Source organism: Aquabacter albus, from assembly GCF_040049275.1.
Classification (GTDB): Bacteria; Pseudomonadota; Alphaproteobacteria; order Rhizobiales; family Xanthobacteraceae; genus Aquabacter.
Genome location: NZ_JBDZDT010000015.1, coordinates 18,637 through 43,930, shown reverse-complemented (window position 1 = coordinate 43,930; position 25,294 = coordinate 18,637). Strand labels below are relative to the sequence as shown.

23 protein-coding genes are annotated in these 25,294 nt (G+C 65.5%); 14 read left to right on the top strand and 9 right to left on the bottom strand.

Annotated features, from left to right (window positions below; genetic code table 11):
- The first annotated feature begins 59 nt into the window (after positions 1 to 59).
- Genes ABLE91_RS27205 through ABLE91_RS27180 form a run of 6 tightly spaced genes read left to right on the top strand, consistent with a single transcriptional unit; the run spans position 60 to position 7,942 of the window.
- A complete protein-coding gene (locus ABLE91_RS27205; protein WP_348935686.1) occupies positions 60 to 2,135 on the top strand; it encodes a hydantoinase/oxoprolinase family protein in 2,076 nt (691 codons plus the stop codon).
- On the top strand, positions 2,132 to 3,811 hold the full coding sequence (locus ABLE91_RS27200; protein ID WP_348935685.1) for a hydantoinase B/oxoprolinase family protein: 1,680 nt from the start codon (positions 2,132 to 2,134) through the stop codon (positions 3,809 to 3,811). The genes ABLE91_RS27205 and ABLE91_RS27200 overlap by 4 nt, the downstream gene beginning before the upstream one ends.
- A complete protein-coding gene (locus ABLE91_RS27195; protein ID WP_348935684.1) occupies positions 3,808 to 5,046 on the top strand; it encodes an aminotransferase class V-fold PLP-dependent enzyme in 1,239 nt (412 codons plus the stop codon). The genes ABLE91_RS27200 and ABLE91_RS27195 overlap by 4 nt, the downstream gene beginning before the upstream one ends.
- A gap of 52 nt (positions 5,047 to 5,098) precedes the next feature.
- Positions 5,099 to 6,121, top strand: a complete 1,023-nt coding sequence (locus tag ABLE91_RS27190; protein ID WP_348935683.1) for an ABC transporter substrate-binding protein — start codon at positions 5,099 to 5,101, stop codon at positions 6,119 to 6,121.
- A 59-nt stretch (positions 6,122 to 6,180) separates the two neighbouring features.
- A complete protein-coding gene (locus tag ABLE91_RS27185; protein ID WP_348935672.1) occupies positions 6,181 to 7,008 on the top strand; it encodes an ABC transporter ATP-binding protein in 828 nt (275 codons plus the stop codon).
- Positions 7,009 to 7,018: 10 nt separating this feature from the next.
- On the top strand, positions 7,019 to 7,942 hold the full coding sequence (locus ABLE91_RS27180) for an ABC transporter permease (protein ID WP_348935671.1): 924 nt from the start codon (positions 7,019 to 7,021) through the stop codon (positions 7,940 to 7,942).
- Positions 7,943 to 8,094: 152 nt separating this feature from the next.
- Here ABLE91_RS27180 and ABLE91_RS27175 read toward each other — a convergent pair whose 3' ends face one another.
- The 5 genes from ABLE91_RS27175 to ABLE91_RS27155 form a co-directional block, all read right to left on the bottom strand.
- On the bottom strand, positions 8,095 to 8,817 hold the full coding sequence (locus ABLE91_RS27175) for a GntR family transcriptional regulator (protein WP_348935682.1): 723 nt from the start codon (positions 8,815 to 8,817) through the stop codon (positions 8,095 to 8,097).
- A gap of 222 nt (positions 8,818 to 9,039) precedes the next feature.
- Complete coding sequence (locus ABLE91_RS27170; protein WP_348935681.1) at positions 9,040 to 9,801, bottom strand: maleate cis-trans isomerase family protein; 762 nt, start codon at positions 9,799 to 9,801, stop codon at positions 9,040 to 9,042.
- A 29-nt stretch (positions 9,802 to 9,830) separates the two neighbouring features.
- Positions 9,831 to 11,240, bottom strand: coding sequence for an MmgE/PrpD family protein (locus ABLE91_RS27165; RefSeq protein ID WP_348935680.1), 1,410 nt, complete (start codon positions 11,238 to 11,240; stop codon positions 9,831 to 9,833).
- Positions 11,241 to 11,256: 16 nt separating this feature from the next.
- Entirely contained in the window at positions 11,257 to 12,426 is a 1,170-nt protein-coding gene (locus ABLE91_RS27160; protein WP_348935679.1) for a threonine synthase, read from the bottom strand.
- 103 nt (positions 12,427 to 12,529) lie between these two features.
- Positions 12,530 to 13,432, bottom strand: coding sequence for a LysR family transcriptional regulator (locus ABLE91_RS27155; RefSeq protein WP_348935678.1), 903 nt, complete (start codon positions 13,430 to 13,432; stop codon positions 12,530 to 12,532).
- A 354-nt stretch (positions 13,433 to 13,786) separates the two neighbouring features.
- Here ABLE91_RS27155 and ABLE91_RS27150 point away from each other — a divergent pair, with 354 nt between their 5' ends.
- The 7 genes from ABLE91_RS27150 (at position 13,787) to ABLE91_RS27120 (ending at position 20,276) form a co-directional block, all read left to right on the top strand.
- Positions 13,787 to 14,428, top strand: coding sequence for an HD domain-containing protein (locus tag ABLE91_RS27150; protein WP_348935677.1), 642 nt, complete (start codon positions 13,787 to 13,789; stop codon positions 14,426 to 14,428).
- Positions 14,425 to 15,642: a DSD1 family PLP-dependent enzyme gene (locus tag ABLE91_RS27145; RefSeq protein ID WP_348935676.1), complete on the top strand. Its 1,218-nt coding sequence runs from the start codon at positions 14,425 to 14,427 to the stop codon at positions 15,640 to 15,642. The genes ABLE91_RS27150 and ABLE91_RS27145 overlap by 4 nt, the downstream gene beginning before the upstream one ends.
- Positions 15,643 to 15,717: 75 nt before the next feature.
- On the top strand, positions 15,718 to 16,887 hold the full coding sequence (locus tag ABLE91_RS27140) for an alanine racemase (protein WP_348935675.1): 1,170 nt from the start codon (positions 15,718 to 15,720) through the stop codon (positions 16,885 to 16,887).
- A gap of 5 nt (positions 16,888 to 16,892) precedes the next feature.
- Positions 16,893 to 17,297, top strand: coding sequence for a RidA family protein (locus tag ABLE91_RS27135; RefSeq protein ID WP_348935674.1), 405 nt, complete (start codon positions 16,893 to 16,895; stop codon positions 17,295 to 17,297).
- A gap of 160 nt (positions 17,298 to 17,457) precedes the next feature.
- Entirely contained in the window at positions 17,458 to 18,420 is a 963-nt protein-coding gene (locus tag ABLE91_RS27130; RefSeq protein WP_348935673.1) for an ABC transporter substrate-binding protein, read from the top strand.
- Between the two features lie 94 nt (positions 18,421 to 18,514).
- Complete coding sequence (locus tag ABLE91_RS27125) at positions 18,515 to 19,342, top strand: ABC transporter ATP-binding protein (protein ID WP_348935672.1); 828 nt, start codon at positions 18,515 to 18,517, stop codon at positions 19,340 to 19,342.
- Between the two features lie 10 nt (positions 19,343 to 19,352).
- Entirely contained in the window at positions 19,353 to 20,276 is a 924-nt protein-coding gene (locus ABLE91_RS27120; protein WP_348935671.1) for an ABC transporter permease, read from the top strand.
- A 135-nt stretch (positions 20,277 to 20,411) separates the two neighbouring features.
- Here the strand turns inward: ABLE91_RS27120 and ABLE91_RS27115 are convergent, their stop codons facing one another.
- The 4 genes from ABLE91_RS27115 to ABLE91_RS27100 form a co-directional block, all read right to left on the bottom strand.
- Positions 20,412 to 20,816, bottom strand: a complete 405-nt coding sequence (locus ABLE91_RS27115; protein ID WP_348935670.1) for a Rossmann-fold NAD(P)-binding domain-containing protein — start codon at positions 20,814 to 20,816, stop codon at positions 20,412 to 20,414.
- A gap of 59 nt (positions 20,817 to 20,875) precedes the next feature.
- On the bottom strand, positions 20,876 to 21,292 hold the full coding sequence (locus tag ABLE91_RS27110) for an NAD-dependent epimerase/dehydratase family protein (RefSeq protein ID WP_348935669.1): 417 nt from the start codon (positions 21,290 to 21,292) through the stop codon (positions 20,876 to 20,878).
- Positions 21,293 to 21,400: 108 nt separating this feature from the next.
- On the bottom strand, positions 21,401 to 21,751 hold the full coding sequence (locus tag ABLE91_RS27105) for an alpha/beta hydrolase family protein (RefSeq protein WP_348935668.1): 351 nt from the start codon (positions 21,749 to 21,751) through the stop codon (positions 21,401 to 21,403).
- 784 nt (positions 21,752 to 22,535) lie between these two features.
- Entirely contained in the window at positions 22,536 to 23,222 is a 687-nt protein-coding gene (locus ABLE91_RS27100) for a hypothetical protein (protein ID WP_348935667.1), read from the bottom strand.
- A gap of 1,196 nt (positions 23,223 to 24,418) precedes the next feature.
- On the opposite strand from ABLE91_RS27100, the gene ku reads away from it, so the two are divergent.
- Entirely contained in the window at positions 24,419 to 25,288 is an 870-nt protein-coding gene (ku, locus tag ABLE91_RS27095; protein WP_348935666.1) for a non-homologous end joining protein Ku, read from the top strand.
- Positions 25,289 to 25,294 lie beyond the last annotated feature (6 nt).

Genomic DNA, 25,294 nt, shown 5'->3' with positions numbered 1-25,294 from the left:
TGACCATTTGTTCGTCGCCACGTTATACAGGGTCCAGTATCCAATAATGGAGGCCGGACGTGCAGCACAAAGCGTGGCTCGGGATCGACACCGGCGGAACCTTCACAGACCTTGTGCTGGTCGACGTGGAAAGCGGCGCCCAGTGGCTGCATAAAACCCCGACCACGCCCGAAGACGCTTCCCGCGGCATCCTCGGCGGCATGGAGGAAATCCTCCGTCTCGCTGAGCTTGACCCGTCGGAGTTGGCGCTCGTCTGCCACGGCACGACCCTCGCCACCAACGCAGTGCTGGAGCGCAAATGGGTGCGCACCGGTATGATCACGACGGACGGCTTCCGGGATGTGATCGAGCTCGCGCGCCAGCGGCGCCCCAGTTTCTTCAACCTTGATCTGGAGAAACCTGCGCCACCGTCCAGCCGCGACCTGCGCATTGAGGTGGCCGAACGGATCGCGCCCGATGGTGCCGTCGTGACCCCTCTGGACGAGGCGACGGTGCGCACCGCCGTCACCCAGCTGAAGGCGCGCGGCGCCCAGGCCATCTCCATCTGCTTCCTGCACGCCTATGCCAACCAGACCCATGAGCGCCGTGCAGCCGAGATCGTGCGCGAGATATGGCCGGACGCGTTCGTCTGCACCTCCTCCGACATCCTGGCGGAATTCCGCGAGTATGAGCGCTTCGCCACCTCTACGGTGAATGCCAGCCTGCTGCCGGTAATCGACCGCTACCTCGAGCGGTTCGAGCGCGGCGTGGCGGCGCTCGGCATCAGCGCACCGCCCACCATCATGCAGTCCAATGGCGGGGCAGTTTCCCCGGCTGCGGTGCGACGCGCGCCCATCAACACCTTCTTCTCCGGCCCGGCCGGCGGGGTGATCGGCGCGGTGGGCCTCGGCGCCGCCGTGGACGTGAAGGACATCATCACCTTCGACATGGGCGGCACCTCGACCGACGTGGCGCTGATCCGCAACGGCGTCCCCGCCAAGCACAACGTCCGCGAGATGGGCGGCTTCCCGGTGCGCACCCGCACCCTCGACATCCACACCATCGGCGCCGGGGGCGGCTCGATCGCCTGGGTCGATCCCGGCGGGCTCCTGAAGGTCGGGCCGCAGAGTGCCGGCGCCATGCCCGGCCCTGCCGCCTACGGCAAGGGCGGCGAGCGCCCCACCGTCACGGACGCCAACATGGTGCTCGGCCGCCTGAACCAGAAGGCACTTCTCCAGGGCCGCATGGAGGTGTTCCCCGAGCTCGGGCGCAAGGCCATCGAGACCCATCTGTGCGAGCGGCTCGGCATGGACCTCGTACGGGCAGCCTCGGGCATCATCGAGATCGTCAACGTCAATATGATGGGCGCGGTGCGGGTCATCTCTGTGGAGCGCGGGGAGGATCCACGTGACTTTGCACTGATGCCGTTCGGCGGCGCCGGCCCGCTGCATGCGGCGGATGTGGCAGTGATGATGGGCATGCCGCGGGTGTTCGTGCCGCAGCGGCCGGGCCTGCTCTCGGCCATGGGGCTGCTGCATGCGGACGCGCGGGGCGATTTCAGCCTCACGCGCCTCGTCCTGGCCCACCCGTCCTCCATCGGCGTGCTCAATGCCGGCCTCGGCGAGCTGGAGCGGCGTGGCGCCGCCTGGCTGGAGCAGGAGGCCGCGGGCGCGCCGGCACTGTTCGAATGGCAGGGGGACCTGCGCTATTTCGGCCAGAACTTCGAGCTGCCCGCGATCCTTCCCACCGGCCGCCTCGATGACGAGACGCTGGCCTCCGTGGTGGCACGCTTCCATGCCGCCCACGCGGCCGCCTACGGGTATGCCATGCCGGACCGGCCAGTGGAGATCGTCAACCTGCGCCTCGCGGTGACCGTCCAGCGGCCAATTCCCCCCCTCAACGCACACGTGCCGCGCGGCGCGCTTCGCGACGCAGTGATCGACGAGCGGGACGTATGGTTCTTCGGCGCCGGCTTCGCGCCCACCCCGGTCTATGATCGCGACCGCGTGCCGGCGGAGACCCGCTTCCAGGGCCCCGCAATCGTCGAGCAGATGGACACCACCACCGTCGTCCCGCCGGGCGCCACGGTGGATGTGGACAGCGCCGGCAACCTCATGATCGAGATTCCCACCGCTTCGGAAGGACTGATGCAATGACCATGAAGCGCGTGGATTCCATCACGGCCGAGGTCGTCTCCCGCCACCTCCTCTCCATCGCCGAGGAGATGGCAGCAACCCTGATCCGCACCTCGTTCTCGCCGAACATCAAGGAGCGCGCCGACTGCTCCACCGCGGTGTTCGACGCGAAGGGCCGGGTGATCGCCCAGGCCCAGCGGGTGCCTATTCATCTCGGCTCCATGATCGGGGCCGTGCACGCCGTGACGGCCCGCTTCCCGGTGGAAGAGATCACCCCCGGCGACATGTTCGTGGCGAACGATCCCTATTCCGGCGGGGGCTCGCACCTGCCGGACATCAACATCATCGCGCCGGTGTTCTGGCGCGGGCACATCGTCGCCTATGTGGCGAACATCGCCCACCACGCGGACGTGGGCGGCATGGTGCCGGGCAGCGAGGCGGCCGTGTGCCGCTCCATCTTCCAGGAGGGACTGCGCATCCCGCCGGTGCGCATCATGCGCGGCGGGGAGATCAACCGCGACGTCTTCGACATCATCCTCCTCAATTCCCGCACCGCCGACGAGCGCAACGGCGACCTGCGCGCACAGTTCGCCTCCAACGTCACGGGCATCCGGGCCATGGAGGGCCTGTTCGCTCGCTACGGCGATGACACCGAGCCCGCCATCGAGGCCTATGTGGACTTTACCCGTCGCCGCTTCGCCGCCGCCATCGGCCGCATCAAGCCGGGCGTCTACCTCATGGAGGACTTCCTCGACGGCGATGCTCCGGGCGAGACCGCGCGCATCGCGCTGAAGCTCACCATCGAGGGTGAGCGCATGGCGCTCGACTTCGCGGGCTCGGCGCCCCAATTGAGTTGGGCCCGGAACATTCCGCACCAGGCGCTCATCGCCACGGTCTATACCGTGGCCAAGAGCCTTCTCGACCCCGACGTTCCGGCCAATGCCGGATATTTCGACACGATCACCATCAGTGCGCCGCAAGGTACAGTGGTGCAGCCTGTGGCGCCCGCACCGGTCGGCTGCCGCTCCATCAGCGCGGGTGTCCTGGGCGACGTGATCGCCCTCGCTTTGTCGCAGGCCATGCCAGAGCGCGCCATCGCCGGCAGCGGGCCGCATCATCTCGCCGTCTTCGCGGGGCCAGACCCGAGGAATGACGGCTACTTCGTAAACTACGAGACCATTGCGGGCGGCATGGGTGCGCGGCCGAACCGGGACGGCATCGATGCGGTGCGCGTCCACGCTTCCGGCGCCTCCAACCTGCCGGTCGAGGCGCTGGAGCACGCCTATCCGCTCCGGATCGAGCGTTATGCCATCCGAGACGGCTCGGGCGGGCCGGGAGAACGGCGCGGCGGAGCCGGCGTGATCCGTGAATACCGCGCCCTCGCTGAAGGCATTACGGTGAGCCTTTCCGCCGAGCGGCAGAGCGTACCCGCGCCCGGCCTTGCCGGCGGAGCCCATGGCGGCCTCGGGGTGTTCGTGCTCGATCCCGGCACGCCGCGCGAGCGCATTCTCGGCGCGGCGGAAGCCGACGTCGCCCTGCCGCCTCACTCTGTGCTTTCCATCCGCACGCCGGGCGGCGGCGGCTACGGGCCGCCGGCACACCGCCCGAGCACCCTGATGGACAAGGACATCCGCGAGGACCGCGTCTCCCCGTCCCCTGCCGCAGGTGCCGTGCTGGATACAGAGGATGCAGCATGAGCAAGCTTGCTACGGCCGAAATCTTCGCGGCGCGCCGTCCTGCCTATCCCGGCACCGAACGCTATGCCTATCTGGACGTGGCGGCCCGCGGCCTCATATCGGTGGGTGTGCGCGGCGCCATCGACGCCTATCTCGACCACCGCATGAGCGAGGGGGGCGACAAGGCCTGGATGTTCTCGCTGGCCGAGGACAGCCGCCTGCGCTTCGCCGAACTGATCGGCGCGAGTGTCGATGAGATCAGCCTCACCAAGAACATCTCCGAGGGCATCAACGCCTTCGGCACCGCCCTGCCCTGGCAGGCCGGCGAGAATGTGGTGGTGTGCCAGGCGCTGGAGCACCCGGCCAACATCTTCCCGTGGCAGAACCTCGCCTTGCAGCGCGGCGTCGAGGTGAAGGTGGTACGCCCGGTGGGCGGGCGCGTGCCGCTGGACCAGGTGATCGATGCCATCGACGCCAGGACCCGGCTCGTCACCGTCTCCACCGTCTCCTTCGCCCCCGGCTTCCGGTTCCCGGTATCCGAGCTGTCGCGCCATTGCCGTCCGCTCGGCGTGCGGGTGCTGGTGGACGCTGCGCAGTCGGCGGGAATCCTGCACACGGATGTCGAGGCGCTGGGTGTGGACGGCTTTGCCGCCTCCACCCAGAAAGGTCTTCTAGGGCTCTACGGCTCAGGCTTTCTCTATGTGCGGCGCGCACTCGCTGACACGCTGGCGCCGGTCTATCTGTCCCGGGCCGGAGTGCACATCGCAGCCGAGCATGAGGCCGCCTCGGGGGACCCGGACGCCTTCGGCTACGCTCTGGGCGCCCGTCGCTTCGACGTCGGTAATTTCAACTTCGTCGGCGCGGTCGCCGTGCGCCAGTCACTGGAAGAGATCGCCGCGCTCGGCACGCGGGCCATCGAGGCGCGGGTCTGCAGCCTCGCCCAGCGGCTCGCGGAAGGCCTATGCGCCGTGGGTGTGCCGGTGTTCGGCGGCCCATCCTGCGCCGACCGTGCTCATATCGTCGCCATCGGCGAGAGCCTGAGCGAGGAGCACGATTCCGTCGGCGACGAGATGTTGCTTGCGCTCAATGCGCGGCTCAACGCGGCGCATGTACGCCACACCATTCGCCGCGGCATGCTCCGCCTGTCGCTGCATCTCTACAACAACGAAGACGACGTGGACCGGGTGGTCGAGGTCGCACGGGATTTCATGGCCAGCAAGAGCCGCCGCCCGGCGAATGTCGGAGCCGGCACCTAGGGAGACCACCGCACATTCGACTCCAGTCTCACAAAAAAGAGGGGAAGACAGGATGTTCAGGATCGCACAACGTCTCGGCTGTTCGCTGCTCGTTTCTGCTGCATGCCTCGCCTCCGTGGCCCATCCGGCATACGCGGAGACCGACGAGATCCGCATCGTCAAGCAGTACGGGCTCGCCTTCCTTCCGCTCATGGTGATGGAGAAGGAGAAGCTGTACGAGAAGCGCGCGGCCGAGCTCGGCATCACCACCAAGCCGGTCTACATGACGCTCGGCAACAATACGGCGGTGAACGAAGCGCTCATCTCCGGCAACGTGAACGTGGTCACCAACGGGCCGCCCGGCTTCCTCACCGTGTGGTCCAAGACCAAGGGCACGCCCTCCGAGATCAAGGGCATCGCATCCCTTCTCAGTCAGTCGAGCTGGCTCAACACGCGCAATCCCGACGTGAAGACCATCAAGGACTTCACCGAGAAGGACCGCATTGCGCTTTCGGCGGTGAAGATCTCCATTCCCGCCATCATCCTGCAGATGGCTGCGGCGAAGGAATGGGGGCAGAGCCAGTACAACAAGCTCGATCCCCTCACCGTCTCCCTGCCCCATCCCGATGGCATGAGCGCCCTGCTGTCGGGCAAGACCGAGATCACGGCGCACTTCACTTCGCCGCCATTCCAGAACGTCGAGGCGAAAAGCCCCGGCATCCACACCGTGCTTACCTCCGAGGACGTGATGGGCGGGCCCTCCACCTGGTCCATCCTGTTCAGCACGGTGAAGTTCAAGGAAGAGAATCCGAAGACCATGCAGGCGTTCGTCCAGGCCCTCGGCGATGCCCAGAAGCTCATCAACGAAGACAAGGGCAAGGCTGCCGACATCTACCTCTCCGTTTCGAAGGAGGGCGGCGCCAAGAAGGAAGATATCGTTGCGCTCCTGAGCGATCCTGGCACCATCTATACGATGACGCCGCAGAAGATGATGAAGTATGCGGAGTTTCTGAAGACCGTGGGCTCCCTGAAGGTGATCCCCGCAACCTGGAACGAGCCGTTCTTTGAGTATGTTCAGAACCTTCCAGGTGACTGAACCCGCATCGGGCGAGGCTTTGGCCTCGCCCGTCCCGACGCTCATGGAAGGATTCCGCGATGCCGGCTTTGTCTTCTGACGCCCTTGTGCAAGTTCGCGACGTGACGCTGCAGTACAAGACGCCGGACCATCTGGTGACCGCCACCTACAAGGTCTCCTGCACCGTCGAGCAGGGTGACCGCTATGTCATCCTCGGACCGTCGGGATGCGGCAAGTCCACACTCCTCAAAGCCGTCGGCGGCTTCATCCGCCCGGTCGCCGGATCCATCGTCGTCAACGGCCGCGAGGTCCGCGAACCCGGGCCCGACCGCATGATGGTGTTCCAGGAGTTCGAGCAGCTCATGCCCTGGAAGACCGTCCTCCAGAACGTCATGTTCCCCATGCAGGCCGCAGGGAAATACTGGAAGTCCGAGACCCGCGACCGCGCGCTCGCCGCCATCGACAAGGTCAACCTCACCAAGTTCAAGGACGTCTACCCCCACATGCTCTCCGGCGGCATGAAGATGCGCGTCGCCATCGCACGCGCCATGGCCCTCGAGCCCGACGTCCTCCTCATGGACGAGCCCTTCGCCGCCCTCGACGCCCTCACCCGGCGCAAGATGCAGGAAGAGCTCCTCGCCCTCTGGGACCAGCTCCACTTCACCGTCCTGTTCGTCACCCACTCCATCGAGGAAGCCATCGTCGTCGGCTCCCGCATCCTCATCCTCTCCCCCCATCCCGGGCGCGTCCGCGCCGAGCTCGAGGCCGGCGCCCTCTCCTATGCCGATGTCGACAGCCCGGCCTTCGGCGCCCTCTCCAAGCGCATCCACGCCCTCCTGTTCGAGGAGGAGCCGCACCACGCCCCCGCCGCCGGCTCCGCACGCCATCTCGCCGCCGCCGCAAGCTGAGGGACCATCCATGGCCATCACCCAGACCTTCCCCGGCAACACCTCCACCGCAGCGGCCAAGCCCAAGGCCCCCCTGCCCCGCCCCCGCGCCGACTTCGAGTGCACCCTCGCCGACGCCAGCGGCATCGGCGAGGTCCAGCGCCGCCTCTCCCTCCCCGAACGCCTCGCCAACAACGACGCCGTCCGCCGCGCCGGTGTCCTCCTCCTCCTCATCGTGGTCTGGGAGGTCTATGCACGGTGGGCCGACAACCCCCTCCTCTTCCCCACCTTCAGCCTCACCCTCGAGACCTTCCTCCGCGACCTCCTCGACGGCACCCTCATCGACCGCACCCGCACCTCGCTCTATCCCCTCGCGCTCGGCTATCTCGGCGGCATCGTCCTCGCCGCGATCCTCACATCGCTCGCCGTATCCTCCCGCATCGGCGCCGACATCCTCACAACCCTCACCGCCATGTTCAACCCGCTCCCCGCCATCGCCGTCCTGCCCCTCGCCCTCATCTGGTTCGGCCTCGGCATCCCCTCCCTGGTCTTCGTCATCATCCACTCGGTGCTCTGGGCGGTCTCGCTCTCCACCCTCACCGGCTTCCGCTCGGTCCCCGAGACCCTGCGCCTGTCCGGCCGCAATTACGGCCTGAAGGGGGTACGCTACGTCGCCCTTATCCTCATCCCCGCCGCCTTCCCCGCCATCCTCGCCGGCCTCAAGATCGGCTGGGCCTTCGCCTGGCGCACCCTGGTTGCCGCAGAGCTCGTATTCGGCGTCTCATCCCGCTCCGGCGGCCTTGGATGGTACATCTTCGAGGCCCGCTCCGAGCTCGACACCCCAAAGGTCTTCGCCGGCCTCCTCACCGTCATCCTCATCGGCCTCTTCGTCGAATCCATCATCTTCAGGTCAATCGAGGCCAGAACCGTCCAAAAATGGGGAATGCAGCGCTGAAAGCGCGCACGCCCGCAACCAGGACAGCCGTCGTCATCCCCAGGCCTGACCAGGGGACGATGACTGCGAGATCACCAAAAACGTAACCGCGGGAAGAGCGAAACAACGCAAGGGCGAACCGAGACAGCGGTTCGCGGACCTGAGCCCGTCCCTCAGGCACCAGCCGCGACGGCCGGCACCGCCTGCGTCGCGCGCTCGAAGAGGATGCTCATGTCCTCCGCGGTCTGGAACAGATGCTGTTCCATGGACCGGGCCGCGCCCTCGTAATCCCCGGCTTTCAGCCCGTCGAGGATCGCCACGTGATAAGACTGGCTGCGGCCAAGATGCTCGGCATACATGCCGCTCAGGCTGTCGCTCTGCTCGATCAGTGTACGCAGCGTGGAGCGGGCGAACAGGATCAGCCGCCGGATGTTCTCCAGCAGCAGCAGCAGATAGGTGTTGCCGCTCAGCGTCGTCAGGCGCTGGTGGAACTCGGTGTTGAGCTGGAACGCGCTGCGGAAGTCGCTCTCATCGATGGCCACCTGGGTCTTGTCCACCAGGGTCGTGAGGGCGGCGAGATCACGGGACTTCAGGTGGCCCTTCAGATCCTGCACTGCCAGGGCCTCCAGCACCGCGCGGCAGCGGTAGAGCGCCCGCAGCTCGGTGGGGCTGATGCGCTTCAGCACATAGCGGCCGTGACCGATTGGCTCAAGAATGCCGTCCTTCTGGAGCTTGCGTAGCGCCTCGCGCACTGGGGTCCGGCTGACCTCCAGCTTTTCAGCCCATTCGACGTCCCGCAGGCGCGCGCCTGCAAGGATTTCCAGGGCGAGAATCTTCTCCCACAGGATCTCGTAGATCTGATCGTACAGAGGCTCGGTTCGGACCAGGCTGGGCATGTGGCGCTCATTCCCCTGACAGACACAAGGGGCAGCCGGCATGCCACCTTGCCATCAAAGCCTTTTCCGCCGCTCCAGACGCCCCGGCGCGCCGTCCTCCAACGGGCCCGAGGTGCGGGCAACAGGATGTCCGGGAGAACACCCCTGATCGCACCGCCGATCTTTACCAGAGCGAATCTGGACTGCCGCAATCTTCGACACGGTATGCGTCACTCCTGCTCGTCACGCAATCTGCCGCAATGGGCGTGGTGCCGCACGGCGGTTGTCGGAGAGCGAACGCAGCAGGCTGCCGCAATTGGTGATGCCCGGATCAATTCCAAGCGCCTCATAGGCCATCCACGCACTCGCCTGGTTGGCGGAATAGACCGGCTTGCCGAGGTCGCGCTCCAGCATGTCCACCACTTCCAGAGCGCGCAGCTGCGTGCAGGCCACGAACACCGCGGTGGAATCCTCGGTTACCGTCTCCTTCACCCTGCGATAGATCTCGTCCGGACGGATCTTCGCGTGGTCGAACATGTCCAGCATGTCGAAGGTGGCGAGGCTCGTGACCTCGACGCCGAAGGAGCGCAGGAACTGCTTCAGCCGCTCGTTTGTCAGCTCGACGTAGGGCGTCACCACGTCCACCTTGGTGTGGCCGTGGCGCGTCAGGCACTCCGCCATCGCGCCCGCCGTAGTGACGGTGGGGGCGCCGGTGATCTTGGTGAGCTCGTCGCAGATCATGCGGTTCCACTCCGGGCCCTCGAAGAAGCTGCCGGAGGTGCAGCCATAGACAACCACGTTGGGCTCGGTCTTGGCGACGCGCGCGGCGGCGGCCCGGGATTCCTTCTCCATCCCCCGCAGTTCCTCCGGCGTCCCGTGGCGCCCGCCGGCGATACGCGCCGTGCTCACCGAGACGCCTTCCGGCGCGATGCGCCAGAATTCCGGTTCCATGGTGTTGTTGATGGAGGGCACCAGAAGCCCGATCCGTCCGCGCCAGCCGTACATGTCGTCCTCCAATCCGTGAGACGTGAAGTTCAGTTCGGGAAATCGCGCGCCAGCGCCGAAACGTCCGGCATATCCTCCAGCGCCAGCAGTCGCTCGGCGAAGGGACGGGCCCGCTGCACATCCAGCCCGAGGCCGGACGCGGCGCAGCCCTCGAACTTGGCGACGATGTCCGCCTCGCTCATGGGCGCGTCAGGGCTGCCTGGAATGAGCCGGCTCGCTACGGTGAGCACGCTGCCATCGGTGCGGGTGACGGTGACGCGGGCCGGCGCCATGTCGGTGGCCGCCTCCCCCTGGTCGATGATGGCCGTGACCTTCTCTGCGAGCGCGGCGATGCCCGGTTCGGTGATGTTGGAGCGGGTGAAGGTGGAGAGGTCCACCTTGCCATCGGTGAGCGCCCGCGCGAACGTATAGGCGACGCTGAACTGGGCATGGACCACGGAATCGCGCTTCGCCTCATAGGGCTGGCCGACAGTCTGGTAATTAACCTTGCCGAGAGCGATCTCCACCGAAGCCACCTCCTGCGGTGTCACGCCAAGCCGGCGCAGCTCGAAGCCGAGGCCGATGGCCGTGTGGGTGCAGCGGCAGCAGGGGAACGGCTTGAAGGAATAATCCCGCAGCCGCCATTCCTCGCGCAGCCCGCCCATCAGCTCGCCGAGGCGGACTTCGCCGCGCTCCAGGAACGGGAATAGCCCCGCATCCCCTTCCAGGGGGCGGAACGAGCCGGTGACGCCGTCGTTGGCCAGAAAGCCGGCGGTGACTGCGCCGCGCGCGGCGATGCCGGCCCCGAGGCGTTTCGCAAGCACGCCGTCGAGCATGGGCTGCGCCGTGCCACTGGCCTGGTGCAAGGCGAGGCCGAGGGCGTTCAGCATACCATGCTCGTCCAGGCCGAGCAGGCTGCCGACCCCGAGCGACCCCGCGAGCGCCCCTAGGGTCATGGTGGGGTGCCAGCCCTTGCCGAGGCAATTGTAGGCAGCCAGCCCGAGACGCGCATGTAGTTCGCCGCCGATGGCCAGAGCAAGGATGAAGCGCTTGCCGTCAATATTACCAATGTCCTCCGCCGCCGCGAGCATGGCGGGAAGCATCACGCAGAAGGTGTGGACGCGCGCCGGGTCGTGGATGTCATCGAAGTCGAGCGCATGGGCGGCAGCACCGTTCACGAGGGCGGCGTGCGGCGGGGACATGCGGTTCTTGCCGATGAGTACGGTCGCGCTGCCGTCCTTCTCCCAACGTGTGAAGCGCCCGCGCACCTCGGCGATGCCCGGCGCTTGCGCGGCTCCGGCGATCACGCCGAACGTGTCCACCAGGAACAGCTTGACGGTGCGGACCACATCCTCGGGCAGGTCTTCGTAGCGCCAGCTGGCGACTTCCGCGCAGAGGCGGGCGCTGAGCCCTTCGCTGTCATCGAGCGGTGCGGTTGCAAGGGCCAGCTTCGTCGCCATGACTGCTCTCCGGAAGTTAGCGCGGCGGTGCCGCCATTAGGTCCTCGATATCCTGTGTCGCCTTGAGGCCGCTGCCGGTGAGCACCAGCACCACGGTCTCTTCGGGACCTATGCGGCCTTGCATCTGGAGCTTTTGGAGCCCGGCAGCACCGGCAGCCGAGGTCGGCTCCACGAACAGTCCCCCCGCCAGGAGGCCATGCAGCCCGGCAGCGATCTCCTCTTCCGACACCCGTACCAGCCCGCCGCCGCTGTCGCGCATGGCGGACAGGACCTCCGACACGCGGACCGGCTTCTGCGAGGCGATCCCACCCGCCACCGTCGGCCGGGGCTGGAAATGCACGGCATGGTCGACGCCCGCATCCTCCGCCGCGCCGAAGGCGGAGCAGTTGGACGCCTGCACGCCGAAGATGCGCGGAATGCGGTCGATCTCGCCCCGCCGCATCAGCTCCTCGAAGCCGATGCGCAGGCCGAGCACATTGCTGCCATAGCCCAGCGGGACGACCACCGTATCGGGAACCGCGAAGCCGCATTGCTCCCACAGCTCGAAGGCCAGTGTCTTGGTGCCTTCGATGAAGAAGGGCTGCCAGTTGTGGCTGGAGTAGAAAATTTCCTCGGCCTCGCGGAGCGCCCGGTCTGCGACGTCCTGGCGGGTGCCGGAAACCGGCACCACTTCGGCACCCATGGCGCGCATCTGCACCAGTTTGCCGGACGGGGCCGAGGCCGGGACGAGGATACGGCAATCCATGCCGCAGGCCGCCGCATAGGCCGCCATCGAGGCCCCCGCATTGCCCGAGGAATCCTCGAGGATGCGGGTGACGCCGGCGCTGCGCAGGTAGGTCATGAGCACCGTCATGCCCCGATCCTTGAACGACCCGGTGGGCGCCATGAATTCGAGCTTCATGTGCACGTCGCGGCCGCCGAAGCGGGCGGCGACCAGGGGCGTGAAGCCTTCGCCCAGCGTGACACGGTGCGCGGCATCCACGCGGATCGCGGAGGCATAGCGCCAGAGGGAATTCTCCTGCGGCGCGATGTCGGAGCGGGACAGGCCAGTACCCGGCGACAGGCCGAGCGGTCCACCATCGGGCGCGCGCCAGAGCGGCTCCGCGACGGGGAACGTTGCGCCAGAGGCCGAGACGTAGCGCACGTCCAGGTCCGCGCCCGTGCAAATTTTGGTGGCAGCTAACATGATGGCCAACAAGCCGAAAAACGATACTCTGATTTTAAGTATCCAGGATCCAGGATGTCAATCGCTGCGACGGCAAATCATCACGCTTTCAGCCTCGACCCCGTCACAGGGGCACAAGGAAGCGGGTCTCGCTCAGGGCGCGCTTGGTTAGGCGGATGAGGGCGGTGATGTTTGTGCTGGTCGCCTCCAGCCGATAGGCCGCATACATCATCGAGCTGGCGACCGGCGGGTGCGCCTCCAGAACGCACAGCTTGCCGTCGGCATTCTCCGCCTCGATCAGCGGCAGCGGCAGGATGCCGATGCCGATGCCGCGCTTGATGAGCTGGGCGATCACATAGACGCTGTTGCAGGGGATAAGCCGGGTGGGCTCCGCGCCCCCGCTCTGGAACCACCGGGTCACCGTGGTCTCCGGCGAGCCGCGTGGCGGGATCGTGAGGATGGGCATGTCGCGGATCTCTTCCGCCATCAGGGGCTGCTTCACGCCGGCTTTCAGCCCGCCCACCCAGCGGCGTTCCAGGTAGCCCAGCGGCACCATGTGGAGGTGCAACGCCTTTACCGGATCGATGACGAAGCCGAGGTCGATGCGCCGCTCCTTCACGTCCTCCACCAGTTCGGCGCTGGTGGAGATGTGCAGTTCCACCCGCAGATAGGGGTGCGCCACCCCGAGGCTGGCCAGCAAGGCGGGCAGGCAGCGCACGGCGAATACCTCGGGCATGCCGATCCTCAGCGTCCCGCGCACTGGCTCTTCGGATTTCGCGAGGTTGCGGATGCGCTCCGCCTCGCCCAGCATGAGGAAGGCGCGCTCCATCAACTCCGTGCCGTCGTCGGTAAGCCGCATCCCGCTTCGCGAGCGCTCGAACAGCGTGGTGGCGAGTGCGGTTTCCAGCTCGCGGATTCTGAGCGAGACCGATGGCTGGGAGAGGTTCAGATGCAGGGCGGCATCCCGCACGGTGCCCTGCTTGGCGACCCAGTAGAACGCTTCAAGCTGCGCGAGGGTGAATCGCATCGATTGTATTTTCCTATCTCATCACCTCAATTATTCAAATTAGATTTGATATTTTTTGTGTCTACACTTCAATAGTCAGTGGCCAAAAAGAGCCATTGAAAACGATAATCCAGAGACTTGAACAGCGCCGGAGCCCTCGTTTCCGGCAATAGACGCATATTCTCCCAAGAGAATCTGCATGAACAAAATGTATTCGATTCCATCCTCGGCGACAAAACCGCCCGACCCGGAACCGATACACCCGCACGTCTGCAATATCTCCGGGGTGCATCGGTGCCTCTCGGGAGCCGGTGCTTCCAGTTCCGCCCGAGCTTGTTTCATCATCAACATTTCAGGCAGTGAAGAAGAGAGCCGATGAAATCCAATGCCGTGAGCGACCTCGCCCAGAACGAAGTCTCCGACAAACTTCGCGCGACTATCCGCAAGGAGCTCCAGCCGGAGCTCGATGAAATCCGCAGCGACACCCTGCGAGACCAGGTGGTGGAAGCCTGGGCGGTGGCCATCGCCCATACCTCCTTCACCTGCATCAGCGACCTGCGTGCCTCGGGCATGTGGAACACCGACCGGCTGATCCGCGGCACCCAGGCGGACCACCTGCGGGGCGTCGCCGCCATCGCCATCCAGATCGCCCATGCGCTGAAGCAGCAATTTCCCGAGTTGCCGGTGGACCGCGACATCCTGGTGGCCGGCGCGCTGTGCCATGACGTGGGCAAGCCCTACGAATACGACCCGGTGAAGCAGGCCCGCCGCAAGGCGCAGCCGAGCAAGGCCGGTTGGCCGATCTTCCGCCACCCGCCCTACGGCATGCATGTCTGCCTCACCGTCGGCCTGCCGGACGAGGTGGCGCAGATCGCACTCGGCCATTCCTATGAGGGCGAGGTGCTAGCCCGCAGCCCGGAATGCACCATCGTCCACTACGCCGACAAATCCTATTGGCAGACCCTGCGCATCAGCGGCCTCATGGTCGACGACTACAAGGACCAGGGTGCGGCATGAGTAAAGCCCAACTCGCAGGCCTCGATCGGGGGCGAAGCCCTGACACGCCTCCGGTGAGCGGCCCGGGGCGTCCCTCGTGGCGCCTCGGGCCGAATGCCGGCCTGATCGGGCAGCCCCACTCGCGGGAGCAGTTGCAGACGCCGACCCTGCTGGTCGACCTCGACGCCCTGGAGCGCAATGTGGGGCACATGGCCGGTTGGTGCCGCGCCAACGGCATCGCGCTGCGCCCCCACGCCAAGACCCATAAGTCCGTGGACATCGCCCGTCTCCAACTCGCCGCCGGCGCGGTGGGCATCTGCACCGCCACGATCGGCGAGGCGGAGGCTATGGTCGAAGGCGGCATCACCGGCCTCCTCGTCACTTCGCCCGCCGTGGGGCCGACGAAGATCCGCCGCTTCATGGCCCTCGCCCACCTCGCGCCGGATTTGATGATCGTCGCCGACGCCCCGGAGAACGTGGCCGCGCTGGCGAACGCCGCGGCGGCGGAAGGCGTGGCGCTGAATGTTGTGGTCGCGCTCGATGTGGGCCTCCATCGCATCGGTACGGCGACGCCGGCGGATGCCCTGGGCCTGGCCCAGCAGATCGTCCGGTCCGGGCCGCTGGTCTTCGCCGGGGTCCACGCCTATGCAGGCGGGCTGCAGCATGTGGAGGACTATGAGGCGCGGCTCCAGGGCGCCGCCAGGGTCCACGAGACCATTGCCCTGCTCCTTTCCCTGCTCCGGGATGCGGGCCTTCCGCCGCCTGTGGTGAGCGGTGCGGGAACCGGAACCCACGAGATCGACGCCCGCTCCGGCACCTTCACTGAGATGCAGGCCGGCAGCTACGTCTTCACCGATGTGGAGTATGACGCGGTCGCCCTGCGACGGGACACAGCACGGCCGTTCGATCCCGCGCTGTTCGTGCGCACCACAGTAGTGAGCGCCAACCACACGGGTTTCGTCACCACGGACGCGGGCACGAAGCGCTTCTCCATGGGCGGTGCCATGCCGCGGGTGGCCCAGGGCGCCGCGCTCACGGCCAGCTACGGCTTTATGGGCGACGAGCACGGCCGCCTCGGCTTCAAGCGCCCAGAGGACTGCCTGCCGGTCGGTGCCGCCATCGAGGTGGTGCCGCCCCACTGCGACCCCACCGTCAACCTCTACGACGTGTACCACGTGGTGCGTGGCGACCGGCTGGTGGACATCTGGCCGGTGTCGGCTCGCGGCGCGATCTAGGCGCCGGAGATGGACCCTCATGCGCCATTGGAGCCAAATGGGCTCCCCGACCCCAGGCATATGCGAGAAAGCCGAATGCTCCAGGACCTCGCCGATCATTCCATTGACCCGCCGGACCGCGTCGACGCTCTCGACACGCCCTGCCTTCTACTGGATGAAGGCCGGCTCGACGCGAACATCGCGCGCATGAGCCGGCGCCTCGCCACGCTTGGCGTCGCCTTCCGGCCGCACCTGAAGACCGCGAAATCCCTTGAGGTGACGCGGCGCGTCCTCACGCTCCCTTCCGGCCCCGCCACCGTCTCCACCCTCAAGGAGGCGGAGGTGTTCGCGCGCGCCGGCGTGACGGACATGATCTACGCCGTGGGCATCGCCCCGGCGAAGCTCCCGCGCGTGGCCGCCTTGCGGCGCGCCGGCATCGATATCGCCATTGTGGCGGATTCGCGCGCGCAGGCCGCCGCCATCGCAGCCGCCTCGGCGGAAGGAACGCCGCTCCCCACTCTGATCGAGATCGATTGCGACGGCCACCGCTCCGGCCTCACGCCGGATGAAGGCGAGGAGATTGTCGCCATCGGCCGGCTCCTCCATGCGGCCGGCGCGCTGCGCGGCGTGCTCACCCATGCCGGTGGCAGCTATGGCGACCGCACTGTGGCCGAATACGAGGCCAGCGCCGAACGGGAGCGGGCGGCAGCGGAGCAGGCGGCCGAGACGCTGCGGGCGGCGGGCCTCCTCTGCCCTGTAGTGAGCGTAGGCGCCACCCCCACCGCCTTGTATGGCCGGGACTTCACCGGCGTCACGGAGGTGCGGGCGGGCGTCTTCATGTTCTTCGATCTTGTGCAGGCCGGCGTCGGCGTCTGCACGCCCGAAGACATCGCCCTGTCGGTACTCACCACCGTCATCGGCCACCGCAAGGATCGGGACTGGATCATCGTGGACGCCGGCTGGATGGCCATGTCGCGCGACCTCGGCACGGCGTCCCAGGCCGTGAACCAGGGCTACGGCCTGGTCTGCGGCCCGGACGGGCGGCCCTTCCCCGACCTCATCATGATCGCCGCCAACCAGGAGCACGGCATCATTTCGCGCCGTCCCGGCAGCGAAGCGCCGATCCCCGACCTGCCCATCGGCGCCAAGCTGCGCATCCTGCCCAACCACGCCTGCGCCACCGCCGCCCAGCACGATGGATATGTGGTGGTGCGCGAAGGCTCCGACCGCACGCACGGCTACTGGCCCCGCTTCAGAGGATGGTGACCGCCATGTCCCCCACCCCAGACGACCTGATTCCGATCCTGTCCCGGGATGCCCCGGCTCCGGGCGGGCATTATTCGCAGGCCATCGTCCATGGCGGCGTCGTCTATGTCTCAGGCCAGCTTCCCACCGTCATCGGCAGCCCCCACGACCCGGCGGCGCCGTTCGACACCCAATTGCGCCGCGTGCTCGCCAACCTCACCGCCATCCTGGCCGCGGCGGGCTCCGGGCCGGACCGGATCCTGAAGGTCTCGGCCTATATCGTCGGCGGCGAGAACTGGCCGGCCTTCAACCGCATCTATGCCGAAGTTCTCGGCGGCGCCCGCCCGGCGCGCTCGGTCGTGCCGGTGCCAGAGCTGCACTATGGCTATCTGGTCGAGATCGATGCCATAGCCGCTCAATATCCAGAATAAAAATACGAACACTCGGCCACTTCCGGCAACAAGAAACAGAAAACAAACTCGGAACAGGGGAAGAAACTCTCAAGGCGTGCAACTCAAAAAACAAAGGGGAACTCGCATGCTTATGACATCTCGACTTGGAATTGGGCTGGCTGTTGCGGCCGGCCTTGCAATGGCGTCGTCCGTTGCAACGGCGGAGACAGGTGAAATCCGCATCGCCAAGCAGTACGGGCTTGCCTACCTGCCGCTGATGATCATGGAGAACCAGAAGCTATACGAGAAGCGAGCGGCGGAGCTCGGCATCGCCACCAAGCCAGTCTACATGACGCTCGGCAACAACACGGCGGCCAACGAGGCTCTGATCTCCGGCAACCTCGATGTGATCACCAACGGTCCCCCGGGCTTCCTGATCTTCTGGGCGCGCACCAAGGGCACCAGGAACGAGATCAAGGGCATCGCTCCGCTGCTCAGCCAGTCCATGTGGCTCAACACGCGCGACCCCAACGTCAAGTCGGTGCGCGACCTCACCGAGAAGGACCGCATCGCGGTGACGGCGGTGAAGACCTCCACCCCCGCCATCCTTCTCCAGATGGCCGCGGCGAAGGCCTATGGGGATGCGGAATATGCCAAGTTCGATCCGCTGACCGTCTCCCTCTCCCACCCCGACGGCATGAACACGCTGCTCTCCGGCAAGACCGAGATCACGGCGCACTTCACCTCTCCGCCCTATCAAAACATGGAGGTCAAGACGCCGGGCGTCCGCACTATCCTCACGTCCGAAGAGGTGATGGGCGGGCCCTCGACCTTCAACCTGCTCTTCACCACTACGAAGTTCGGCGAGGACAATCCCAAGGCCGTGGAGGCGCTGGTGAAGTCGCTCGACGACGCCCAGGCGTTCATTCGCAACAACAAGGAGCACGCGGCGGAAATCTACTTGGAGATGTCCAACAGCAAAAACACGTCGAAGGCGGAGATCCTCGAACTGCTGAACGACCCGGGGACGACCTACACCCTCACCCCACAGAAGTTCATGACCTTCGTGCAGTTCCTCAAGCGCATCGGCACCATGAAGACGACGCCGGAGAACTGGAAGGACCTGTTCTTCGTCTACGTCCACAGCCAACCGGGCGACTGAAGCCCCCGGGCCTAGCCGCAACCACCGAACGGCTCGTCCTCTCGCGGGCGAGCCCCTCCCCAAGTCGCCGTTCCCAGTCCTAAAGGATTCCGCGATGCCGGCTTTGTCTTCTGACGCCCTTGTGCAAGTTCGCGACGTGACGCTGCAGTACAAGACGCCGGACCATCTGGTGACCGCCACCTACAAGGTCTCCTGCACCGTCGAGCAGGGTGACCGCTATGTCATCCTCGGACCGTCGGGATGCGGCAAGTCCACACTCCTCAAAGCCGTCGGCGGCTTCATCCGCCCGGTCGCCGGATCCATCGTCGTCAACGGCCGCGAGGTCCGCGAACCCGGGCCCGACCGCATGATGGTGTTCCAGGAGTTCGAGCAGCTCATGCCCTGGAAGACCGTCCTCCAGAACGTCATGTTCCCCATGCAGGCCGCAGGGAAATACTGGAAGTCCGAGACCCGCGACCGCGCGCTCGCCGCCATCGACAAGGTCAACCTCACCAAGTTCAAGGACGTCTACCCCCACATGCTCTCCGGCGGCATGAAGATGCGCGTCGCCATCGCACGCGCCATGGCCCTCGAGCCCGACGTCCTCCTCATGGACGAGCCCTTCGCCGCCCTCGACGCCCTCACCCGGCGCAAGATGCAGGAAGAGCTCCTCGCCCTCTGGGACCAGCTCCACTTCACCGTCCTGTTCGTCACCCACTCCATCGAGGAAGCCATCGTCGTCGGCTCCCGCATCCTCATCCTCTCCCCCCATCCCGGGCGCGTCCGCGCCGAGCTCGAGGCCGGCGCCCTCTCCTATGCCGATGTCGACAGCCCGGCCTTCGGCGCCCTCTCCAAGCGCATCCACGCCCTCCTGTTCGAGGAGGAGCCGCACCACGCCCCCGCCGCCGGCTCCGCACGCCATCTCGCCGCCGCCGCAAGCTGAGGGACCATCCATGGCCATCACCCAGACCTTCCCCGGCAACACCTCCACCGCAGCGGCCAAGCCCAAGGCCCCCCTGCCCCGCCCCCGCGCCGACTTCGAGTGCACCCTCGCCGACGCCAGCGGCATCGGCGAGGTCCAGCGCCGCCTCTCCCTCCCCGAACGCCTCGCCAACAACGACGCCGTCCGCCGCGCCGGTGTCCTCCTCCTCCTCATCGTGGTCTGGGAGGTCTATGCACGGTGGGCCGACAACCCCCTCCTCTTCCCCACCTTCAGCCTCACCCTCGAGACCTTCCTCCGCGACCTCCTCGACGGCACCCTCATCGACCGCACCCGCACCTCGCTCTATCCCCTCGCGCTCGGCTATCTCGGCGGCATCGTCCTCGCCGCGATCCTCACATCGCTCGCCGTATCCTCCCGCATCGGCGCCGACATCCTCACAACCCTCACCGCCATGTTCAACCCGCTCCCCGCCATCGCCGTCCTGCCCCTCGCCCTCATCTGGTTCGGCCTCGGCATCCCCTCCCTGGTCTTCGTCATCATCCACTCGGTGCTCTGGGCGGTCTCGCTCTCCACCCTCACCGGCTTCCGCTCGGTCCCCGAGACCCTGCGCCTGTCCGGCCGCAATTACGGCCTGAAGGGGGTACGCTACGTCGCCCTTATCCTCATCCCCGCCGCCTTCCCCGCCATCCTCGCCGGCCTCAAGATCGGCTGGGCCTTCGCCTGGCGCACCCTGGTTGCCGCAGAGCTCGTATTCGGCGTCTCATCCCGCTCCGGCGGCCTTGGATGGTACATCTTCGAGGCCCGCTCCGAGCTCGACACCCCAAAGGTCTTCGCCGGCCTCCTCACCGTCATCCTCATCGGCCTCTTCGTCGAATCCATCATCTTCAGGTCAATCGAGGCCAGAACCGTCCAAAAATGGGGAATGCAGCGCTGAAAGCGCGCACGCCCGCAACCAGGACAGCCGTCGTCATCCCCAGGCCTGACCAGGGGACGATGACTGCGAGATCACCAAAAACGTAACCGCGGGAAGAACGAGACAACGCAAGAGCAACCGAAGACAGCCACTAGGCTATGCTGAGCTGTCCGGTGTTCGTGGGAATTCCGCTTCGCGTTGGTGAGCGCGGACGATGTCGTCGAAGTCGGCATCGGCGCTCATGCCGAGTTCGCGTGCGCGCCCCCAGTCAAAGTGCGCTGGCCAGCTACCGACGACGCGCTCGACCGTAGCATCAGGCACCCACTCAAGCCGTGCCGCTGCTTCGTGGCCGGCAATACGCTCGAGTGCCGCAGCCATCTCGCCGACCGTGACGGTCAGCGAAGGCAAGTTCACGGCCAGCGGCGGACCCCATACCTCGTCGCTCGTCTCTGCAGCACGCAGCAGGCCGCACATCGTGCTGTCCGGCGACGCGAGTGCAACCGCGAGCCCGCGCGACACCGGCACGACCGCGCGCATGCCGGCCAGCGGTTCGCGGATCATCCCGCTAAGGAAACTGGAGGCCGCTCCGTTAGGACGTCCGGGGCGCACGCTCACGGTCATCAGTCGCACGCTGCGACCAGCGATGAAGCCCTTGCGCGCGTAATCAGCGACGAGTTGCTCACACACAAACTTCTGGATTCCGTACTGCTCTGCGGTGTCGGCAAGGTGTCGTCGCGGATCGGCTCGGGCAGCCCGCCGGGCACGCGGCCGAAGACCGCGAGTGAACTGGCGAAAGCGAAGACCGGCCGCCCACCGATGCGCCGGCAGGCCTCAAGCAGTGCGCGCGTCGTGTCGATGTTACTGCGCAGGCCGAGGTCGAAATCGGCTTCGCATTCGCCACTGACGGCGGCCGCGAAATGGAATACGAGCGCGCTGTTGCTGGGAACCAGCGTGCTCGCGACCAATCCGGCGCTGTACCCGCGCCTGAACTTCAATCCGATGACCGACTTCTCCGTGGAGCCGAAGACAAAGGGCACCTCCAGCGTGCGGCGTCTTCAGCACACCGCCATAGACCGGGGTGCGCCAGTCGAAGACGTAATAATAGACCGGCGCGGAACCCTGGGCCGCCCGCATGGCAGCGAAATTCATGGTGTTCTTGCGGAACTGGTAGTTGGACAATGCACATCGATCAGCGGGTTCTCAAACTCCCCACAGGCCACGAAGGTCGGGAGCGTATCCGGGCCGACGTGCGAAACCGGTGAGAGCCGGTCGAGGGCCTCGGCATCGCTTGTCCCGTAATAGGTCTCGACGCGCCGGGCGTTCGGGTTTTCCGGCCGGTTCTCGGCGCGCACCCGTCCGCTCACCACGATGTGGCCCGCAAGCCCCGAACCCTCGGCGGGCTGGAGTGCCCTGTCATAGGCATAGGCCGCGGTATGGGCGGCGCCGGCCGAATGGCCCATCAGGAAGATCCGATCCCGGTCAACGCCGATCCACATTTCCGAAGTTCCAGTCGTGGTACGTCGCGTAATGGGCGAATTGAAATGAAAAGCCCCGCTCGCTCGTGAGAGCGGCGGGGCTAGTGACTGAGATGTCTTGGCGGCTATCGCTTACCGAGTTGTTCCTGGCGTGGCCCCGCTACGGCCGCCTTCCACTGCCGGGCCCTTGTGGGTGTCTTGACCGGGGGCCGTGCCACCGGTTGTGCGAGGCGCGGAATTCGAAGTGTCGGGAGCGCCGCCCATCGTGCTACTTCCCCCCGGCGTTGCCTGGGTTCGCCCCCCTTCTTGGGCGGCGCCAGATTGGGTATTGGGGCTGGAGGTAGTCCCGCTGCGAGTTGGTTGAGCAGCGGGGTCACTCGGATTCACAGTGCCTGAACCGCGGACGCCGGGAGTGGTACTGGTGCGCCCGCCTTCTTGGGCTGGACCTTTATGAGGGTCCTGCCCGGGGGCTGTGCCGCTGGTTTGGGAAGTCGCGGCGACGGTGGACAAGGTGAGAATCGCGGCCACCGCCAAAGATATATTACGCATTCGAGCTCTCCCATTTAAGTCGTAGGGGTAATGCCCTGCCCATCCAATTGGTTCTTAACAATGTTTTTTATTAGAAGTTTACTTTTATCCCCGCCGCGGCCGCGATGAAAATCACAGCCACCCAGTCGACGCGGAAAGCCGACCAAACGGCCGTGTCAGTGTCGCGGGGATGATGGGCGGCGGAGGATGAAGCGGTCTCTTCGGCGAACAACAGCCCCGCACCGCGATGGCCGGCGGGGACTGTGATTGCTTTATACTATTTTAAGCGTGCCATATCGTCTTCGCGTGACCTACCACCAATCGCACCTGCTACCGATGCGATGAAAGCACCGAGAACCATCGACAGGACGGTGAATAGCGCGAACGTAGCGCCCGCCTTCCGGGCAGCATCGGCCGCTTCCTTGACCTTCTGCTTTGCTGCCTGTGCGTTGGCAATGACTTCGCTCACCCGCTTCTCCGCTTCGGGCTGAGCGATACCGGCTCGTGATGCGACCAGTTGCGCCAGATAGGCGCGATCTGGCTGCGAAATGTCACCCGCAGCGAGCCCGGTTGCAAGAATGCGCGAGGCCTCGCTCCGCACGTCGCGGTCGCTTTCGGGCTGGGAGGAACTGCGGAACAGCGTGTCGACAAAGTACCCCATAGGGTCCGCTTGGCCCGCACTCTGCGCTATGCCCTGCTGGGCGGCACCTTCACTCGCTCCTTGCACCGCACTCGCGGCCAAGCCTCCCACTGCGCGCGCGCCTCCGGAAACCAATGCGCTTGTCGAAGATGCCAACAGGGCGAACACGATGAGAGTGGATACGCACCAGGCCAGGAAGCCATGAACGGTGTCGCGAAAGAACACTTCGTCAGTGTGGATGCCGCTCCACTTAATCCGCAGCCGCCCGGCGAGGTAGCCCCCGAGCGCGGAGGACAGCCACTGCATGATCAGCAACCAAATCACGGCGGATATTGCTAAAGTGGTGCCTGATGGTGGCCCCGTCCATGGAGATAGGGTTGTGAGTCCAATGCCTGCTCCGAGAAGCGCGAGCATGGCCGTGGCGGTCGAGGCACCCAGAGCCCCGGCGATTACTGCGGCCCATGAAACACTGGATGCCGCGGATTCGCGTGAATCTGATGCAACGACCTGTGAGGCGACGGCCATTTTGGCTCCCTTCAATGAAAAAAGAGGAGAAAGAGGATAATGATTGGGATCGGAATCCCTAATAGCCAAAGCAGGATGGCAGGCATCTCACTCTCCCAAGGTGTTGGTGGGAGATGAACAACCGCCGCCAACTTGTGTTCCGCGGATTTTCACCTGGCACCCTGGTGGCGCCCCGCCGACATATGGCGGCGATTGTCACGGGGACGGCGAGACTTCAGCTGTCTCGGACGCTTGCGGGGCCGTGCGGCCATCCTCTCGTGGCGCACTGGGCATAAGGCGCGGTCAGCAGAGGGCGCATCGTTGCCGTGGGAGGTCACCTAGTGACGCCGAAGGATAGGCTACGTCTTTGTGTGCATGTCAACTTGCAGTCTTAAAATGCCAATGCCTCAAAAGACGTAGAAACTTCATGCGTGACGTAACGTTGCCGCTCCTCTGGTTTAGGCAACAAATGAGAACCGCCATGCATCCTCATCGGGCACTATCCGATCACTGGAACAAGCCACTTGCGCGCGTGATAACTGTAAGATCCCCAATATGCGGGGAAATCTCGTGTTTGCGCGAAGCTGGAATCTTTCTTCTGACACACTTCCAAGGTGTGAGCTCCAGCAATTCGCTTTCCCATACGATTCACTTAACGTTGGAGGCCGCGAAGAGCGGTAATAAACGCGATATCGAAGCGGCTACGACGCAGCTTGAACACTTTCTCACCGAGAGAATGATGCGCTGAAGAAGCCTTTGCACTCGACATCTTCGATATTGGATAGGTGGCGGCACCCAGCACATAAATTCGCGGGGCATTAGCGGCGCGCGCTCGACGCTCCTGAAAAATCCGCAAGCATTAAGCCTTTTTGATCCTGGCCGTCTGCCGCGAACACCCAGTGGTCCCCCAGACGAGTGTCCGGTTCTGTCCTTGAATGCAGATTTGTTTCGACGCCGGAACAACGAGCTGCAGAAGCAGTTTGTCGAGTCGCAGTGGTTGTGTCGGAGTCTGCTAGATGGCGACAGCGCGGGCAAACTGGAAAGGCTTCATCAAGTTCGGCGAAGTCGCGTTCGCGGTGGGACTTTACACGGCAGCCTCATCGTCCGAACGCATCGCATTCAACACTCTGAACCGCGCCACCGGAAACCGTGTCCGCCGCGAGTTCGTCGACAGCGAGACCGGCGACCGGGTCGAGCGCGACGAGCAGGTCAAAGGGTATGAGGTCGAGAACGGCGATTACGTCGTCCTGGAGCCCGAGGAGATCGCGGCCGCGATCCCGGACAGCGACAAGACCCTAAGGATCGAAGCCTTCATCCCCTGCAACGAGATCGACGACGTCTATTTGGACAAACCTTATTATCTCGCGCCCGACAAAATGGGTACGGATGCCTTCAGGCTGCTTCGTGATGGCATGCGCCAAGCGAAGGTCGCCGCGTTGGCGCAGACCGTCCTGTTCCGGCGACTGCGCACGGTCCTGATCCGCCCTCATGGGAACGGCCTGATTGGGACGACGCTGAACTTCGATTATGAGGTGCGCTCTTCGCAGGAGGCCTTTGATGATCTGCCGGATTTGAAGATCGAAGGCGAGATGCTCGATCTAGCAAAGCACATCATCACCACGAAGAAGGGTTCGTTCGACGCCAAGGCCTTCGACGACCGGTATGACGCCGCCGTCGCGGAGCTCGTCAAGGCGAAGATCGAAGGTCGCAGCTTACCGAAGAGGAAGGCACCGCCGCCATCGAAGCAGAGCGACCTTCTCCAAGCGCTGCGGCAGAGCGCGGGAATGAAGTCGCCGGCAAAGCCGAAGCGCGCCTCCGCAAAGGCCGATGCCGGCGATGGCCCACCGAAGGCAAAGCGACCCTCCCGCTCCAAACGAGCAGCTTAATCGGAG

Excerpts from the sequence above, each read along its gene's own strand:
- ABLE91_RS27170 (WP_348935681.1), bottom strand. The coding sequence starts at position 9,801 with ATGTACGGCTGGCGCGGACGGATCGGGCTTCTGGTGCCCTCCATCAAC.
- ABLE91_RS27125 (WP_348935672.1), top strand. The coding sequence starts at position 18,515 with ATGCCGGCTTTGTCTTCTGACGCCCTTGTGCAAGTTCGCGACGTGACG.
- ABLE91_RS27140 (WP_348935675.1), top strand. The coding sequence starts at position 15,718 with ATGCTCCAGGACCTCGCCGATCATTCCATTGACCCGCCGGACCGCGTC.
- ABLE91_RS27180 (WP_348935671.1), top strand. The coding sequence starts at position 7,019 with ATGGCCATCACCCAGACCTTCCCCGGCAACACCTCCACCGCAGCGGCC.
- ABLE91_RS27135 (WP_348935674.1), top strand. The coding sequence starts at position 16,893 with ATGTCCCCCACCCCAGACGACCTGATTCCGATCCTGTCCCGGGATGCC.
- ABLE91_RS27145 (WP_348935676.1), top strand. The coding sequence starts at position 14,425 with ATGAGTAAAGCCCAACTCGCAGGCCTCGATCGGGGGCGAAGCCCTGAC.
- ABLE91_RS27165 (WP_348935680.1), bottom strand. The coding sequence starts at position 11,240 with ATGGCGACGAAGCTGGCCCTTGCAACCGCACCGCTCGATGACAGCGAA.
- ABLE91_RS27195 (WP_348935684.1), top strand. The coding sequence starts at position 3,808 with ATGAGCAAGCTTGCTACGGCCGAAATCTTCGCGGCGCGCCGTCCTGCC.
- ABLE91_RS27130 (WP_348935673.1), top strand. The coding sequence starts at position 17,458 with ATGGCGTCGTCCGTTGCAACGGCGGAGACAGGTGAAATCCGCATCGCC.
- ABLE91_RS27155 (WP_348935678.1), bottom strand. The coding sequence starts at position 13,432 with ATGCGATTCACCCTCGCGCAGCTTGAAGCGTTCTACTGGGTCGCCAAG.
- ABLE91_RS27175 (WP_348935682.1), bottom strand. The coding sequence starts at position 8,817 with ATGCCCAGCCTGGTCCGAACCGAGCCTCTGTACGATCAGATCTACGAG.
- ku (WP_348935666.1), top strand. The coding sequence starts at position 24,419 with ATGGCGACAGCGCGGGCAAACTGGAAAGGCTTCATCAAGTTCGGCGAA.
- ABLE91_RS27150 (WP_348935677.1), top strand. The coding sequence starts at position 13,787 with ATGAAATCCAATGCCGTGAGCGACCTCGCCCAGAACGAAGTCTCCGAC.
- ABLE91_RS27185 (WP_348935672.1), top strand. The coding sequence starts at position 6,181 with ATGCCGGCTTTGTCTTCTGACGCCCTTGTGCAAGTTCGCGACGTGACG.
- ABLE91_RS27190 (WP_348935683.1), top strand. The coding sequence starts at position 5,099 with ATGTTCAGGATCGCACAACGTCTCGGCTGTTCGCTGCTCGTTTCTGCT.
- ABLE91_RS27160 (WP_348935679.1), bottom strand. The coding sequence starts at position 12,426 with ATGTTAGCTGCCACCAAAATTTGCACGGGCGCGGACCTGGACGTGCGC.
- ABLE91_RS27120 (WP_348935671.1), top strand. The coding sequence starts at position 19,353 with ATGGCCATCACCCAGACCTTCCCCGGCAACACCTCCACCGCAGCGGCC.
- ABLE91_RS27105 (WP_348935668.1), bottom strand. The coding sequence starts at position 21,751 with ATGTGGATCGGCGTTGACCGGGATCGGATCTTCCTGATGGGCCATTCG.
- ABLE91_RS27115 (WP_348935670.1), bottom strand. The coding sequence starts at position 20,816 with ATGATCCGCGAACCGCTGGCCGGCATGCGCGCGGTCGTGCCGGTGTCG.
- ABLE91_RS27200 (WP_348935685.1), top strand. The coding sequence starts at position 2,132 with ATGACCATGAAGCGCGTGGATTCCATCACGGCCGAGGTCGTCTCCCGC.